Consider the following 17,179-nt stretch of genomic DNA (forward strand, 5'->3'; position numbering starts at 1 on the left):
GAATATTTTATTTCTTCGTGATGCGTTGGTCGATGGCCATCTTCTTCGCTACTTTTGGTGCGAGCCAAATCATTGGCAGCAGAAGAATGGATACAGGTACCGCTGTGACCACGATGAAGTTTTGAAGCTGAGTAATCCCACTGTCTCCTGTGATTAACAGAATAACAGCGATGGCGCCCATCAATACGGCCCAGAACACCCTAAGCCAGCTTTGTGGGTTTCCTTCTCCTGTGACGGCCATGGCAATCGTGTAGGACATGGAGTCACTCGTCGTTACAACGAAAAGAATCGTTAATAACAAGAATAACGGAGAAATTATGCTTGCTAGCGGGAATTGTTCAGTAATGGCAAACATGGCTGCCGGATTCCCTGCTTCATTTAGTGCATTGGATACAGATCCAGGATTGTTCAATTCAAAGAAAATTCCGGATCCGCCAAGGACTGTAAACCAGAACGTAGAAATAACAGGGGCAAAGACAGATACAGCAATGATGATCTCTCTGATTGTCCGGCCCCTTGAAATACGGCTGACGAGAATGGCCATCATTGGTCCATACCCGATGAACCATCCCCAGAAGAATACGGTCCATAGAGAAAGCCAACCTTCATCCCCTCGATACGTACTCATCGGAATGAATTGATCCACATAGTATCCGAACCCTGCCAAGAAGTGGTCAATGATAAAACCACCAGGCCCGAAGACGACGATGAACGCCATTAGTACAATGGCCATGCGGACGTTGAAGCTACTTAAAATTTGTATCCCTTTATATAACCCAGTGACTGCTGAAATCGTCGAGATGATCACAACGGCAAAAATAATGGAAAACTGTGTGCTGAACTGATTAGGAATCCCGAAGATTTCCTGAAGTCCGTAACTCGCTTGCAGACCAAGGAAACCAATTGGACCAATCGTCCCTGCCGCTACTGCAATGACGGAGAAGGCATCAATAATCGTACCTAACCAGCTGTGGCGTAATTTTTCACCAAAAATCGGGTATAGCAACGTTCTAGGTTTCATTGGCATGCCTTTATGATAGTGGCCATACATCATGACGACTGCACTGATCGTACCAAGAATAGCCCATGCCAGGAATCCCCAGTGCATAAAGCTTTGCGCCAATGCTGGGTTGATGGCTGCTTCTGTACCAGCTTCAATTCCAGACTGAGACGGGGGCACAGTCAAAAAGTGCCACATCGGTTCAGCGGCTGCCCAGAAAACGCCTCCGCCAGCCAACAGAGTGGCCATAATGATGGATAGCCATTTGTATAATCCTATCTCAGGCTTTTCCATATCCCCCATTTTGATTTTTCCATAACGTGAAAAAGCTAAATATAACCCTACAAAGAAGGTAGCCAGCATGAGCACTTGCCAAAAAGCACCGAAGTACTTGGCTGACCATGCAAAGCTATCACTAACGATCATTTCAATCAAATCAATATCAATGAGTGCAAGAATAACGAAGAGGACTAATAATCCTCCACTTATAACAAATACCGGCCAGTCAATACGGCCTGAGTTTTTATTTTCCATAGTTGTCTCCTTTAATTCATAATGTGTTTGAATGCACAATGTACAACTTTATCACTCTTTTTATTATGGTGTAAAGCTATTTCCTTTATCCTTTAGGGGGATGGTTTTTTAAAAAGAAAGGCATGAAAAAGGCGATCCCTTGAAAGAGATCGCTTCTCTTTAATCTTCTTTAGACTCAACCTTATGATCTTCCTGCCTTCTCTGGCATTCCTTACAAAGATTGATTTCCCTCTCTTCTTTGATCTGAAGCGGTTTGCCACAACGCTGGCACTCATCATAGTTATTCGGATTTGTTTGGAATCCTGGCATTTCATTGCTTCCATCATTATACATATAAGTTCATCTCCTTCTCTTTTACCTTTTCTTTTCTTATTCCCTAATCGCTTTTCGTTAATCATCTCGCCATTTCCTTTGCCGCCGTCATTCCTGACAATGTCACCCCTAGTGTTCCAGCGCCAGGGAAAACCGTATCCCCACACTGATAAACATCCGGAATTCCAGTGCGAATGGAATAACTGTTTAGCCAGCTATATTTTCCAGTAGGTGTGTACCCCCCCACTTTTCCATATTTTCTTCTCAACCACTTTTGAAAAGTAATCGGAGTTCCGGGAAGAACGAGATCTAACTCTTCTTTAAAACTGGGGAAGTAAAAATCCACCGTATCCAGGAGTCGGTTCTTCATTTGTTCTTTATCCGCTTCATATTGTTCCGAATTCCACCAAGGTGAAATGGATGTGTGAGTGGAGATCGTCAATGAGCGTTTTCCTGCAGGCGCCATCGTTGAATCGTGCGGATGAGATAGAGACATTAAAAACTGCCCCCCATCATGAAGGTCGTCCGGGTGATCTGGATCAATAAACTGGTGATACAAAACATCATCTCCTTCAAAAATCGACCCATCCACACCTCCATGAATGATAAACGCTCCCCATGAATCCATTTTTTCTTCTTTTAACGCTTTAATATAGGATTGTTTACCCATATCTTTTGATACCGTATCATGGAAATTGTGAACTGAATTGTTCAATAGAACCTTTTGCGCTCGAAAGACTCGATCACGTTTCGTATGAAATTCAAAATGCTGGCCGTTTTTCTCTACTTTATGAATGGGATGACGCATATAAAGGTCGCTCCCTGAATCCTTAATGAAAGATGCCAAACGTTCAGCAACCGCGGCGAGACCTCCATGGACAGCATAAGCGCCTTTATGGAATGTTTGTAACGCAGCATACCCGAGAAACGCCGGGCAATGTTCAACACTTGTTTGTACACTATCCATCAATTCGCCATTCAAAAAAACTCGGAAAAGACGATGATTATGAAGACCATACTTTTTAAGCCGATCTTCCACCGTCTGATTCATGAACGGGAGAATTTGCAACGCATCTTTGTTCACTAATGGTACGAAACGCATGAAATCTTTCAAGGTTCTTGGAGGAAATACAGGAAGACCTTCCGTCAAACGATCGACAATCGCTCCGACTCTATACACTTCGTCATAGAACGATTGAATGGCAGAAGATTGTGTTGGAAAAACTCTTTGAATCTCTTGATACCATTGATTGCGTTCACGAAAATAATGAATGGTTCGATCCGGCATGTGAATGTCCATTATGGTATCCAGCAGCGTCATAGTCGGCGTTTCGATACTCAACTGGTCAAAGAGTCGACGGAGAACCCCTCCTTCTTCAAATCCCATCCCAAGGGTTGCTCCTGACTGAAAACGATAGCCGTTCCGTTCGAATTTCCCCGCACTGCCTCCGAGTTCATTGGACGCTTCAAAGACGGCAACTTTCATTCCTTTTTGGGCGAGAGAAGCTGCAGCTGCCAGACCACCAAAGCCTGCACCTACAACTCCAACATCATAAATCATCCACTCACCTCCCTCCCCTTCTTTTCCCCCATCTCCCCATTTTTAGGCGTGACGAATGTTCTTAAGGTATATGGCAGGATTGTGGAAGACTTGATTTCGAGATGGCTGGGGGACGTTGCTGAGTTGAGCGTCAGGGGTAACTGGGAAGCTACTCGCTTTCCTGTGAGGGAGTCTCGCAGCTTCACAATCACCCCATTCCATGAAGGTGAGAAACGATCCCCTTCACTGTGGGAGGGTGCCTTCCACTATCCTGGTTTTATAAGCATAAAACGCTCTATAACAAGCTTTCCGCATTCTGAACAGCGTCCTTAGGAGTTCATGCCCTTCGGATTACCTTGTGCATAAATGCAGCTTATTCCGGTAGTGGTTTCGAGATACTTATATAGCAAAGGGGCGGAGGGGAATGGCGAGACTCCTGCGGGGAAAAAGTGCATGGTGAGACCCCACAGGACGCAGTCCGAGGAGGCTCACCGCGCTCCCGCGGAAAGCGAGCTATTCCCCGCAGCCCCCATCCACTCAACAATGACCTCGAAACTGAGTCTTCCACATTCAGGAGCTTTAGAGGAGAAAATTTATGGATTTATTGAAGAAATTTGTATTTTTGCAGACCTTTTGGATGAGACACTCGTCTAATGAAGAGGAAAGGAGAGGAAAGCCTGGTGTCCGTACATACACAAACTCATTACACACGCGAGGAAGCGGTTGAGTACATTATGGACCAATACGGAGAATCGTTGAAACGAACCATTTTTACATATGTGAAGAATCACCATACCACAGACGATATTTTTCAGGATGTTCTCCTGCAGATTTATCGGAAGTGGGACAGGTTCAACGGAAATTCCCAATTGAAGACATGGGCGATGAGAATCGCCATCAACCGATGCAAAGATTATTTACGATCCCCTATTCACCGCATTAAAATCGCTACAGATAAATGGCGCGAACAAAAAGACCCTCACTATACGGAGCAAAAAGTTGTCCAAAAGGAACAGTGGGATGAAATAGCGGAAGCCATCCTTCATCTCCCTGTCAAATACCGGGAAGTCATGATTCTCACTTTCCAGCAAGATATGACGCAGAAACAGATTGCTGAAGCGACCGGCACACCTTTAAGCACGATTAAAACAAGGATGCAGCGTGCACGTCAACTGCTTAGAGAAAAAGCAGATGAAGGAGGGATAGACCCGTGGATCATCAACGAATAAAAGAAGCCATCAACCGTCAAATTGGGGAGGATCCTTTATTCACAGATAGAGATAAAGAACGCTTTTATAAAAACAAGCTGAAACGACGGCCACGTTTCCCTGCTGCTCCGAAAATTGTTACGGTCCTTCTTGCTTTCATTGTCTTGAGCGGATCCTTTTATACCTTTATAAAGACAGACTGGTTTGAGCAACCTTCTTCACCGACACAAGAAGAAAAAGACCCAACAGAAGAAACACCCCCTGCTCCTGATCCGGATCCAGAAGAACCTACCCATGTAAAGGTTGAAAAGCTCAAGGAAGTCATTACTTCTATCCCGAGCAAAAGCAAGATGAAAGTCGCCATTGATCAATTTAAAGGAACCGAAGTTGAATTCAAACTAGCAGATACAGAGAGTGCAGATGGAAAAGAGTATGAATTGTATGAGAGTTATTATGCATTCGCCAGGCGGATCGAATCAGGAAATCAGCCTGCTTATGACGGCCCTCTCCCTCCCCCAAAAGAAGCCTTTGAAAATGGTGAGATAGAAATTTCTATGAAGCTTAACTGGGTAGAGGGGGGAGAGCGGGTTTTACTAAATGAAGCGACACTCCTTTACTTATCAGAAGAAGGAGATCTGATCGAAGAAAACTACAAAGTACACGAGCGTGAACGAAATTTCATCAAGGTTAAAAATCCGAATGAACCCGTCGTCATGGACGACTTAATCCTTCGCTCCATTGCAAGATCTGTAGATAAAGAGCCGGATGCCATCACAAAGCGCGACCTATTATATTTAGAAGAATTGACGATAAACGCTTCCCATTTGAGTGGCATCTACGAAGTAGACGAAGATATTGAATATTTTAAAGCGATGCAGTCGCTTTTCGTGCTGAAGCTGAATCAAGCCATCATTCCAGGCGAGTTATTAAAAGAAGTTCCTTACTTGGATCAGGCGACTTTCGTCGGCCCTACCGTCGACGACTTGAGTCGTGTCAAAGAAGGGCTACAAACCATCACGTACTTGAATCTGATTAATTCCTCATTTAGAGGTACGGCTGAAGATATTCTTGAACTGAAATCTTTGAATATTGTCAGGGTCGACCCGGCCGTTGTTCCTAATTACGAAGATTTACAATTTGAAGGTATGGACGTTCGGTGGTAATCAACAGAAAAAATAGAAAAGGGTACGGGGACCTGCTTCCGACCGGAGGCGAGCTCCCCTCCCCTATTTAGTATAGGATTTTAAAAAGGAGGAATTTCCATGTGTGGAATTGTTGGAATTTTCAATAAAAACGGCGTTGAAAATCATGCACTCATCCAGGACATGATGGAAAAAATTCATCACCGCGGACCAGACAATCAAGGTTCATATACAAACCGAGAAATCAGTTTAGGATTTAAGAGACTGACGATTATCGATGTTTCTGAAAATGGAAATCAACCGATGTTCAGTGAACATGATCGCTATGTGATGATTTTCAACGGGGAGATCTATAATTTTCAAAGCTTGAAAGAGGATTTACTTTTAAAAGGGCATACGTTTCAAAGCCAGGCGGATAGTGAAGTTGTCCTTCATGGGTTTGAAGAATACGGCCCTTCGATTTTGAAAAAGTTACGGGGCATGTTTGCTTTTTCCATATGGGACAAAGTGGAAGAACGTCTCTTTCTTGCCAGGGACCCTTTCGGTATCAAACCGCTTTATTATACGCATGAAACGACAGACGGTTCCTTCTTGTTTGGTTCAGAAATCAAATCGTTTCTCCCTCACCCGGGATTCCGCAAATCATTCAACCTTGAAGCCCTGCAGCCCTATCTCACCTTTCAATATTCGGCTATGGAGGAAACATTTTTCGAGGGCGTGTACAAACTTCCCCACGGCCACTATATGATCCATGATGGAAAAGATTTTGAAATTCAACCTTACTGGGAGCCTTCTTATTCTGAACAGACAACGGATTTAAATGAAGCCATAGAGAAAATCCAGGAAGCAATGGAGGATTCCATCCGTCATCACAAAATCAGTGATGTTGAAGTAGGATCTTTCCTTTCTGGAGGCATTGACTCCAGCTATGTGACAAGTTTATTGAATCCGAATAAAACATTCTCCATCGGCTTTAAAGATTACGAAGGCATGTTTAATGAAACAACACTCGCTGAAGAGTTATCACAAAAAATAGAAGTGGAAAACCATAAACGGTTAATTTCAGCGGAGGATTTTTTCCAGGCGGTTCCTACGATTCAGTATCATATGGATGAACCCCACGCGAACCTTTCTTCCGTCCCTCTTTTCTTCTTAAGTGAATTGGCTAAAGAACATGTGACGGTTGTTCTCTCAGGAGAAGGAGCCGATGAACTTTTTGGAGGATATGATTGGTACAAGATTAGTCCTGAACAGAAGATCTATGAAAAAGTGCCGTTTACCATTCGCAAATCCATTGCCACTGTTTCTTCTAAGCTTCCTAAAAATAGAATCACCAGATTTTTGAAGAGTGGCGGAGAGAAAATTGAAGAAAAATTCATCGGACACGCAAAAGTCTTCCGCCCTGAGGACGCTCGCGAAGTCCTTAAACCCGCTTACCGGCAGAATCGTAAACCCGCAGACCTTTTATCAAAGACTTATGCCAAAGTTTCCGGAGCGAATGATTCGACCAAGATGCAATATGCCGATCTTCATCATTGGCTCCCTGGGGATATTCTTCAGAAAGCCGATAAAATGAGCTCCGCTCACTCTCTTGAGTTACGTGTTCCTTTTTTAGATCCAAAAGTAATGGAAGTCGCATCTTCTCTCGCTCCTTCCTTAAGAGCGAATGGCAAGGACACAAAGTATGCCCTGAGAGAAGCGGCTAAGTCTGTGCTCCCTGAAGAATGGGCGAACCGTAAAAAGGTCGGCTTTCCAGTCCCTATCCGTGATTGGCTGAGACAAAAAGAATACTATGACTTAGTGAAAATATCTTTAACATCTGAAACAGCTCAAGAATTTTTCCATACTGATACGTTAGTCCAGTACTTGGACGACCATTACGAAGGAAAAGGAAATCATCATCGTTATATTTGGACTGTTTATGTGTTCCTTCAATGGTATGACGTCTACTTTGGAAAAGAGGTACACCTACAAAAAGAAGATACACACCTCGCTTATGCATAACAAAACCGGCAGCCTTCATGCGCTGCCGGTTTTCGTTGTTTTATTCGAATGTAATGGCCCAGCTTCCTTTACGCATAACCGGTTCTGTCGTTCCGTCTGCTCGTACGCCATCAATATCAAGCTCACCGGATCCCATCATGAAATCAACGTGCGATAAACTGTCATTCACACCATTCTGATCAAGTTCTTCTGCGCTCATATCTGACCCGCCTGTCATGTTGTTCGGATAAGCTTTTCCGAGGGCAAGGTGACAAGAAGCATTCTCATCATAAAGGGTGTTATAGAAAATCAAACCAGATTGAGAAATCGGTGACTCATGCGGGACAAGTGCCAATTCCCCAAGTCTGCGTGAGCCTTCATCAGTTTCAAGAAGATGCTTGAGTGTTTCTTCGCCTTCTTCCGCTGTGAAGTCAACAACTTTCCCCTCTTTGAACGTCAAGGTGAAATTGTCGATGACGTTTCCACCATAGTTCAACGGTTTCGTACTGGAAACTTTCCCATCGACTCCATATTTATGAGGGGCTGTAAATACTTCTTCTGTCGGCATGTTCGGATTGAATTGGACTTTACCTTCCACCGTCTTCGAAGGTCCACCCTTCCAGATGTGTCCTTCAGGCAGAGCTACTTCAAGATCCGTACCGGGGGCTTTGTAAATCAACTTCTGGTACTGTTTTTCATTCAAATATTCACGAGCTTTGATCAAGGTTTGGTTATGCTCTTCCCATGCAGCTACCGGATCTTCACGATCGACACGGACAATACTGAAGATTTGCTCCCAAAGCTTTTCCACAGCTGTATCTTCATCTTCACCAGGGAAGATCTTCTGTGCCCACTTAGGAATCGGAATACTGACGATCGACCATTGGATCCGGTCATTCATCGTATAGTCACGGAACTTGGACATCGCTTCTGATCTCGCTTTTGTAGCAGCTGCGACTTTACTTGCATCAATGCCTTTCAAAAGATCAGGATCTGTTGAACGAATTGAAAGGATGGCCGCTCCCTGCTCCGCGAAGTACGTGTATTGCTGTTTCTGCCACTCTGGAACGTCTGATAACGTCTCCTGGTCAGCATGTTCATATTTCATGCGTGTCAGTTCATCATCGCCCCAGTTAATATGTACATCTTTCGCTCCCATTTCGAAAGCTTTGCGTGCGACGATGCGCGTGAAGTCCGCTCCAGCAATCGTAGAGTTGATCATTAGTAATTGATCCTTTTGCAAATTGACGCCTGTACGTAAGGCTAATTCCGCATATTTTTCCAAGTTTTCTTTGCTTGGCATTTTCATAATTACACTCCTCCTGACTAGGTTTGTATCCGTATTCATTATTCCATAAAACGCACAGAACTACAAAAATAAGCCGATCATTATATAAAAAAAAGAGAGCGGAAAACAAAGGTTCTCCCCTCTCCATTCAGTCATTCATCCTCTGCCCCTTCAACAATTAAGGAAAGCTCTTCCCACCGTTCCATTTTGGCTTCCAATTCGGATTCAGCTTCATCTTTTTCCTTTGAAAGTTCCTGGACACGATCGTAGTTCGTCGCTTCTGCCGCAAGCTGCTCATCAAGAAGTTCAACCTTCTCTTCCAAAGCAGAGATATCGTCTTCAATTGTCTCCCATTCTTGCTTTTCGCGATAGGATAGCTTGCGTTTCCGATTCGCCCGGCGTGTATCTTCTTGAGTGGAAGGCTTCTTGTTTACTTGTTCCACCTTCTTCTCATCTTTTCTCTTTTCAAGGTATTCCGTGTAATTGCCGTAAAACTTCCGGACGTCTCCATCCCCTTCAAAAGCTATCAGGCGGTCAACGACACGATCTAAGAAATATCGATCGTGTGAAACCGTAATGACGACACCTGGGAACTGTTCCAAATAGTCTTCCAGCACACTAAGCGTCTCTGTGTCGAGATCGTTGGTCGGTTCGTCTAAGAAAAGAACATTCGGTTCGCTCATCAGTACTCGAAGTAAATACAAACGACGGCGTTCCCCTCCAGAAAGACGCTTAATATAAGTCCACTGCTGCGGTCGGGGGAATAAGAAACGCTCCAGCATCTGTTCTGCTGTAATTTCATCCCCATCGGCTGTCGTAATGACTTCCGCTACTTCTTTAATATATTCAATGACTTTCAGACTCTCATCGAGTTCTCCGTGATCCTGTGTGTAATAGCCTATTTTCACGGTCGAACCGATGTGGACGCTTCCGGCTGCCGGGTGGATTCGTTCAGCCATAATGTTCAGCAATGTCGTTTTACCTGATCCATTCGGCCCGATGATCCCAAGTCTTTCTCCCGGCACCACAAGATAATCCAGGTCGTCAATCAACGTTTGTTCCCCAAAGCTGTGGGTAATTCCCTCCAGCTCTATAACCTGATTTCCTAATCTTGTTGAACCGATCGCCATTTCCACGTTTTCCTTCTTCGTATCAAAGGTTTCTTCCTTCATGGTTTCCACGCGCTGTTTACGAGCCTTTTGTTTGGTTGTTCTCGCTTTCACACCAGCTTTCAACCAGGCAAGCTCTCTACGTAGCGTATTTTGGTGCTTTTGTTCAGCCTGACGCTCCCATTCTTCTCTTTCCGCTTTTTTCTCAAGAAACGTTTCATAATTCCCCTCATAGATATACAAACGGCTTTTATCCAGTTCATAAATCAAATTCGTCACACGATTCAAAAAGTACCTGTCGTGCGTGACAATTACGAGAGACCCTCTATAAGAAGCTAAATGCTCTTCCAGCCACTCAATCGTTTCATTATCAAGATGGTTCGTAGGCTCATCCAACAAGAGCAAGTCGGCCGGCTGAATCAGAGCTTTCGCAATAGCGACCCTTTTTTTCTGTCCTCCAGAAAGTTCGCTGACCTTCTTATCGAAAAACTCGATCCCCAACTTGGATAGGACCGTTTTGGCCACCGTGTTGGCTTCCCAGGCCCCTTTCTCATCCATCTTCTGCTGAAGGTCAAGCATACGTTCCTGGACACGCGAATCTTCCGGATGAGCTGCTAAGTCCAATAGAACTTTTTCATAGGCTCTCATGACGACCATGATCTCCGCATCGCCATGATAGATTTGCTCCAGAACTGTTTTGCTTTCATCTAATTCCGGTTCCTGTGGCAAGTATTCCACCGTGAAATCCTTCGCATGATCCATATTTCCTGAGTCTCCACTCTCTATGCCTGCAATGATCTTCATTAGCGTGGATTTCCCCGTACCGTTCACTCCAATCAGACCGATCCGCTGTTGGTTGGAAATCGTGAAAGTAAGGTCGTCGAACAGATCTTTATCTCCATAACTTTTACTCAATTGATTGACTGATAGTAAACTCATTCCGCTCATCCCTTTTACTGAATATCTCTGTCCATCATATCACAACTGAACGTGTGAAGACTGATGCAGCGTTTCAGCCCTCGTTTGGCGCGAACGGGCATCCTATCAATGGATGCCACGCCATAAGAAAAACAGCCTCTGGACTGGATCCTAAGGCTGTTTATGTTTATTATCCTTGTTCTTTTTCTGAGGATTGGTCTCTTCTCCAGTATTCCATCCCGTCAACACCCGGGAGATGATCTTGATAAAAGACCGGATCTTTTCCTGCTTTCTTTTGCTTACGATAGTCTTGCAAGGCAGCATAGGCCACGGATGACAATCGGAAAATCGCGTACAAGTTAATTAATGCCATGATCCCCATCGTCAGGTCGGCCAGCGACCATACAAGGCCAAACTCTGCAATCGCACCGAACATGACCATAAACAGTACAGCCAATCTGTAAATGAAGATGGCCGTTTTGCTGGTTTTGATGAATTCGATGTTCGTCTCTCCATAATAGTAGTTTCCGATAATGGAGCTGAATGCGAAAAGGAAAATGGCGATAGCAATAAAAATGGCCGCCCATGTACCAAGTTGGGATTCAAACGCTTCCTGGGTCAGTTGAATTCCATCAAGGTCTGTCCCTACATAATCTCCAGCAAAAAGAATAATGACGGCAGTGGCACTACAAATCAGCAAAGTATCCGTGAATACACCTAATGTTTGAATCAAACCTTGTTTGACCGGGTGCGTGACTTCAGAAGTAGCGGCGGCGTTTGGCGCACTACCCATACCTGCTTCATTGGAGAACAAGCCACGCTTGATTCCAATTAAAATCATACCGCCGAACGTACCCCCGGCAACTTCACGAAAACCGAATGCACCGGCAAAAATCTGTCCAAACATCGTTGGCACTTGTCCAATGTTCACAACTAATACGTAGGCTGCAAGAATGATATAGAAAATAGCCATGATGGGAATAATGAACTGGGTCACTTGAGCAATTCGTTTCAACCCACCAAAAATAATAAGAGCTACAATAAAAGTAAGAATTCCGCCAAGCAGCCATTTATCCATATTAAAGGAATTTTCAAAAGCAAGACGGATGGTATTGGATTGCACGGAGCTGAAAACTAACCCGTACGTAAATGTGATGGTGATCGCAAAAACAATCCCCAGCCCTCTATTTTTTAACCCTTTTTCAATATAATAGGCCGGGCCGCCCCGATACTGATTTTTTTCAGGGACTTTATAGATTTGTGCAAGCGTACTTTCAATAAAGCTTGAAGCTCCACCAAGAATAGCTACAATCCACATCCAGAAAACGGCGCCGGGACCACCGACCGTGATCGCAGCGGCAACTCCTGCCAAGTTTCCTGTACCGACACGTGAAGCGGTACTTATAGCAAAAGCCTGGAAGGGAGAAGTTCCCTTTTTGCCTTCTGCAGAAATGGATCGCTTATCAAAGAGAACACGAAACATTTCTGGTATGTAAGTGAACTGGGCAAAATTCAGTTTGATCGAAAACCATAATCCTAAGCCGAGCAAGGCGGCAACGAGAATAGTCCCCCACATCCAGTCGTTCAGAAAAGCAAGTATATCTTCCACCATAATCTTCACCTCTCTAAGTATTATTTTCCATTTTAAGTCATTTCCCAAAACCGCTTACAAACAAACACAAAACTCCAAGAACTCAACTATTTTACCACAGGTGCTCCAATACCCTCTACTTCCTATTTGAGAAAATCCTACTTCTCTAACACTCCCTATACTTCAAAAATTAGTTCGAGACGTTTGTTGAGTGGTGGGTAATACTCTAAATGAAAAAAATTCTCAATATTCACTTGACTTCTTTGCTCAATCTATTAGAATTGAATCTGGAATGAAAATCATTATCAATGATTGATAAAAATTTTACATAAGAGGTGGAAAGAACATGAGAAACAAATGGTTTTTAATGAGCTTCATCCTTATCCTTTCTATGTTCGTACTCGCTGCTTGCGGTGGAGACGATCAGGAAGAAGCAACAGAATCAAATGAAGAAGAAACAACAAACACAGAAGAAAACAGTGAAGAAAATGCGTCAGAAGAAACTGGCGGAGAGGTCAACCTATATACTGGTCGTCACTATGACACAGATCAGGAGCTTTATGACAAGTTCGAGGAAGAAACAGGTATTAAAGTGAATGTGATTGAAGGAAAAGACGATGAATTGATTGCACGTCTTGACCGTGAAGGCGAAGCTTCTGAAGCAGACCTTTTAATTACAGCTGATGCTGGACGTCTGCACCGTGCAAAATCACAAGAACTTCTGCAACCCATTGAAAGTGATGTATTAAGTGAAAACATTCCGGAGAAATTCCGTGATGAAGACAACAATTGGTTCGGATTAACGAAACGTGCTCGTGTCATTGCTTACCATAAAGAACGTGTAAATGAAGAAGATATTCAGACATACATGGACTTAACGAAAGATGAGTTTCAGGACAAAGTCTTGATCCGCTCCTCTTCTAACATCTACAACCAGTCTCTTGTCGCTTCTATGATCGCTACAGAAGGTGAAGAAGCTGCGAAGGAATGGGCACAAGGCATCGTGGATAACATGGCACGCGATCCTCAAGGTGGAGACCGTGATCAGGCGAAAGCTGTGGCTGCCGGTGAAGGTGATGTAGCCGTTATGAATACCTACTACATGGGTAAAATGTTGAATTCCGAAGATGAAGAAGAAGTTAAAGTTGCTGAACAGTTAGGGATTATCTTCCCGAACCAGGATACAACAGGGACTCACGTAAACATCAGTGGTGTCGGTGTGACAGCTAGCAGTCAAAATACGGAAAACGCTAAGAAATTCATTGAATTCCTTTCCAAAGAGGAAGCTCAAAAGCAATTTGCTGAAGCAAACTATGAATATCCAGTTAACCCTAATGTAGAGCCTTCTGAGCTTCTACAAAGCTGGGGTGAGTTCAAAGAGCAGGACATTCGTCTGAATGAACTTGGAGAGAACAACGACCGTGCGATTCAAATCATGAATGAAGTCGGCTGGAAATAATAAGTGTAGTAACCGCATCATGCCTTCCATGATGCGGTTTTTTCTATACAAAACAGTTGAGAACTGTTATCATTAAAGCGGACTCAACCTTGAGTGAAGAAAGCTCACTGGCTTTTTTCATTCAAGGCTGAGCGATTGGTAGAATAAAGGACGTGTCACGCTTGAATTTGTTACGTAAGCTTCCTGGATATATGAATATTTGGTCGATCCTCAGTCTAGCGATTGTCATCTTGATTCTCATTCCCAACGTGACGATCCTATTCAACTTCTTTACACAAAAGGCTGAAAACTGGAATCACATCCAGGAATACATTTTGCCGGATCTATTAAAAAATACCGGCTTGCTCATTGTTTTCACAGGGTTTTTAACCATCATCATCGGTACGAGTTTAGCATGGATTGTATCGGCTTATGATTTTCCTATGAAAAAGTTCTTTAAATGGGGATTGATTCTGCCACTGGCGATCCCTCCCTATATTGCAGGATACACGTACAATGGAATTCTGAACTATACAGGCGTTATCCAGACGACTTTAAGAAACAACTGGGGTATCGAGGTGGATCAGGTCTATTTCAACATTCTCAACCTACCGGGGGCCGTCTTTATATTCACACTCTTTCTCTTCCCATATGTGTACACAATCACAAGAGCTTTTCTGGCGAACCAGTCTGCCTCACTCATTGAAAATGCCAGGCTCCTCGGCCGCTCTCCGGTAGATATCTTTTTCAGGGTGGTTCTCCCTATTTCTCGTGGGGCGATTGTCGGAGGCGTGAGTCTTGTGCTATTGGAAGTATTAAACGACTATGGTGTCGTTCAATATTTTGGTGTACCGACTTTCAGTACAGCCATCTTTCAGACATGGTTTGGGATGAATGATCTTAATTCAGCCATCAAATTATCGGCAACCCTCATGTTTATCGTATTTGCCATCCTTACCCTGGAAAAAGTTCTCCGAGGCCGTAAAAAATATGCATCAACGACGGCAAAAGCTCGCCCCCTCCACCCTACGCAGTTACAAGGTTGGAAAGCATGGGGAGCTTTTGGATATTGTTTATTCATTTTCTTATTGGGGTTTCTTATCCCTTTCATCCAACTCGTCGACTGGATGTTGTTAACTTTTGAAAAAATCGCGTCTCCCGAATTTACAACGCTCATATGGAATTCACTTCTAGTCTCTTTCGTCGGTGCCTTACTGATTGTCTTGTTCGCTGTGATCATTGGTAACTTTGCCCGGATGCATCAGAGCGCATTATCAAAATCGGCAGCGAAAGTGACGATTTTAGGGTATTCTATTCCAGGAGCCGTCATCGCGGTCGGAATCAGTACCGTCTTCATTGGTTTAGATAGTGGCCTTTCACGTTTCTATGAAGCCACTGGTTTGGAAAGCCGCCTATTCTTGAGCACGAGCTTGATCATCCTAATTTCTGCTTACATCATTCGCTTCCTTGCGATCGGATACAATTCCATCGAATCTGGCTTTGATAAAATCGGAAATAAGTACACGGAAGCTTCAAGGATGCTCGGCATGAATATGACACGCACCTTTTTCAAGGTTGATTTGAAAATGATCAAAGCCCCGCTCATCAGTGGGTTTCTACTCGCTTTCATCGAAATCATTAAAGAATTGCCGCTCACTTTAATATTAAGGCCCTTTAATTTTGGAACACTATCCACGAATGCCTTTAAGTACGCGAGTGATGAACAAATTCATGAGGCTGCTCTTGCCTCCATCATAATCGTTGTGATCAGTGCCATTGCCGTTTTTGTTTTTCATCAAGTTTTAGAAAAGGAGTCGAATTGATATGTACGTTCAAATCAAAGATCTCTGTTTCGGTTATAAAAACGCACAAAATTTGACGATCCACCATTTCAACCTCGATATTGAACAAGGAGAGATCATCTCCATTCTTGGTGAAAGTGGCAGTGGAAAAAGCACGGTCCTGCGCCTTTTGTGTGGTCTTGAAACACCTTCCAAAGGAACCATAAAAATAGGTAGCGAGACGATGACCGATGAACGGACTTTTGTTCTTCCTGAAAAAAGAGGGATTGGCATGGTCTTTCAAGATTATGCCCTGTTCCCCCACATGACAGTTTACGAAAATGTTCAATTCGGATTGAAGAATTGGAAAAGAAAAGAGAGAAAGAATCGCGTACATGAAGTGCTTGAACTGGTGAATATGAGCAGCTATGCGAAAAGATACCCTCACGAATTGAGTGGTGGACAGCAGCAGCGAATTGCTTTGGCTCGTTCTCTTGCACCGGAGCCTTCCCTTCTCCTTTTGGATGAACCATTCAGTAATTTGGATGCAGACCTCCAGATTAAAATTAGAAGTGAATTAAAAGAAATCATCAAACAAACAGGCACAACTTCTATTTTCGTCACCCACGATCGCGAGGACTCGAGAGCAATTGCTGATCGCATCATTACAATGAGAGACGGCGCAGCCCACGATTGGGATTCCCTTTGTACAACGACCCGTGCTGAAGAAGAGGTGCGCCAACCGGAGCTCGTTCGGCTGAAATAAAGAAAAGCTTGGCTGCCTATAACGGCAGCCAAGCTTTTTTAGCAATCACGTTTCCAAGGAAGACTCGTTCCAAACTTCTCAGCAAGCTCCTTGGATTCTTTTCTTCTGTTTTTCCGATGTTCGTGGCGCTTCTGCGCATTCTCATGCAGCCACTTTTCTTCATCTGATTCAGGGTACACCCCTGGCACCGGGGATGGTTCGTTCTTTTCGTCCACGGCTACCATGGATAGAAAAGCGGTCGTACATACCTTTCTTTCTCCAGTCAAAAGGTTTTCCGTCGTTGCTTTGACGAACACTTCCATGGACGTGTTATGTGTCCATGTGACGAAGGCCTCTAGGCAAATGGTGTCTCCCTCAAATACCGGCTGCAGGAAATCGACGGAATCTGTAGACGCCGTCACGACCGGCTTTCTGGCATGCCTGACAGCTGCAATCGCTGCTACATCATCAATATGTGCCATTAATTTTCCACCGAACAACGTTCCATGACTATTGGTATCTGGTGGTAAAACGTGTGAACTTTTTACTGTTAATGAATCGATACAAGGTTTTGCTTCCATCCTGTATTC

The 17,179-nt window shown here is 43.9% G+C and carries 13 protein-coding genes; 6 read left to right on the plus strand and 7 right to left on the minus strand.

The genetic code is table 11. The features are described from left to right. Window positions 1-7: 7 nt before the first annotated feature. From GLV98_RS08880 to GLV98_RS08885, 3 genes are all read right to left on the minus strand, one after another. Window positions 8-1,534, minus strand: coding sequence for a BCCT family transporter (locus GLV98_RS08880; RefSeq protein WP_160914124.1), 1,527 nt, complete (start codon window positions 1,532-1,534; stop codon window positions 8-10). A 159-nt stretch (window positions 1,535-1,693) separates the two neighbouring features. Continuing rightward, window positions 1,694-1,867, minus strand: a complete 174-nt coding sequence (locus tag GLV98_RS19970) for a hypothetical protein (RefSeq protein WP_202409967.1) — start codon at window positions 1,865-1,867, stop codon at window positions 1,694-1,696. A 61-nt stretch (window positions 1,868-1,928) separates the two neighbouring features. After that, complete coding sequence (locus tag GLV98_RS08885; RefSeq protein ID WP_160914126.1) at window positions 1,929-3,407, minus strand: phytoene desaturase family protein; 1,479 nt, start codon at window positions 3,405-3,407, stop codon at window positions 1,929-1,931. 659 nt (window positions 3,408-4,066) lie between these two features. On the opposite strand from GLV98_RS08885, the gene GLV98_RS08890 reads away from it, so the two are divergent. From GLV98_RS08890 to asnB, 3 genes are all read left to right on the plus strand, one after another. Further along, entirely contained in the window at window positions 4,067-4,615 is a 549-nt protein-coding gene (locus tag GLV98_RS08890) for a sigma-70 family RNA polymerase sigma factor (RefSeq protein ID WP_337193733.1), read from the plus strand. Continuing rightward, window positions 4,597-5,757 carry a hypothetical protein gene (locus GLV98_RS08895; protein WP_160914130.1) on the plus strand — a complete coding sequence of 387 codons (1,161 nt, stop codon included), beginning with the start codon at window positions 4,597-4,599 and terminating at the stop codon, window positions 5,755-5,757. Before GLV98_RS08890 ends, GLV98_RS08895 begins: the two co-directional genes overlap by 19 nt. A 99-nt stretch (window positions 5,758-5,856) precedes the next feature. After that, on the plus strand, window positions 5,857-7,740 hold the full coding sequence (asnB, locus tag GLV98_RS08900) for an asparagine synthase (glutamine-hydrolyzing) (RefSeq protein ID WP_160914132.1): 1,884 nt from the start codon (window positions 5,857-5,859) through the stop codon (window positions 7,738-7,740). A gap of 40 nt (window positions 7,741-7,780) precedes the next feature. Here the strand turns inward: asnB and GLV98_RS08905 are convergent, their stop codons facing one another. From GLV98_RS08905 to GLV98_RS08915, 3 genes are all read right to left on the minus strand, one after another. Continuing rightward, window positions 7,781-9,028, minus strand: coding sequence for an aminopeptidase (locus tag GLV98_RS08905; RefSeq protein ID WP_160914134.1), 1,248 nt, complete (start codon window positions 9,026-9,028; stop codon window positions 7,781-7,783). Between the two features lie 131 nt (window positions 9,029-9,159). Beyond that, complete coding sequence (locus GLV98_RS08910; RefSeq protein ID WP_160914136.1) at window positions 9,160-11,055, minus strand: ABC-F family ATP-binding cassette domain-containing protein; 1,896 nt, start codon at window positions 11,053-11,055, stop codon at window positions 9,160-9,162. 169 nt (window positions 11,056-11,224) lie between these two features. Next, window positions 11,225-12,646, minus strand: coding sequence for an alanine/glycine:cation symporter family protein (locus GLV98_RS08915; protein ID WP_160914138.1), 1,422 nt, complete (start codon window positions 12,644-12,646; stop codon window positions 11,225-11,227). Window positions 12,647-12,971: 325 nt separating this feature from the next. Between GLV98_RS08915 and GLV98_RS08920 the strand changes: the two genes are divergently transcribed. The 3 genes from GLV98_RS08920 to GLV98_RS08930 all read left to right on the plus strand — a co-directional run bounded on the left by GLV98_RS08920 (window position 12,972) and on the right by GLV98_RS08930 (window position 16,610). Continuing rightward, a complete protein-coding gene (locus GLV98_RS08920; protein ID WP_160914140.1) occupies window positions 12,972-14,084 on the plus strand; it encodes a Fe(3+) ABC transporter substrate-binding protein in 1,113 nt (370 codons plus the stop codon). Between the two features lie 191 nt (window positions 14,085-14,275). Beyond that, window positions 14,276-15,886, plus strand: a complete 1,611-nt coding sequence (locus GLV98_RS08925; RefSeq protein WP_160914534.1) for an ABC transporter permease — start codon at window positions 14,276-14,278, stop codon at window positions 15,884-15,886. Window position 15,887: 1 nt separating this feature from the next. Next, on the plus strand, window positions 15,888-16,610 hold the full coding sequence (locus tag GLV98_RS08930; RefSeq protein WP_160914143.1) for an ABC transporter ATP-binding protein: 723 nt from the start codon (window positions 15,888-15,890) through the stop codon (window positions 16,608-16,610). 38 nt (window positions 16,611-16,648) lie between these two features. Here GLV98_RS08930 and GLV98_RS08935 read toward each other — a convergent pair whose 3' ends face one another. After that, window positions 16,649-17,170 (minus strand): acyl-CoA thioesterase, encoded by a 522-nt coding sequence (locus tag GLV98_RS08935; RefSeq protein WP_089653695.1) that lies wholly within the window; start codon window positions 17,168-17,170, stop codon window positions 16,649-16,651. Between the last annotated feature and the right edge of the window lie 9 nt (window positions 17,171-17,179).

It is taken from the genome of Halobacillus litoralis, assembly GCF_009856415.1.
GTDB classification, from domain to species: Bacteria; Bacillota; Bacilli; order Bacillales; family Halobacillaceae; genus Halobacillus; species Halobacillus litoralis_C.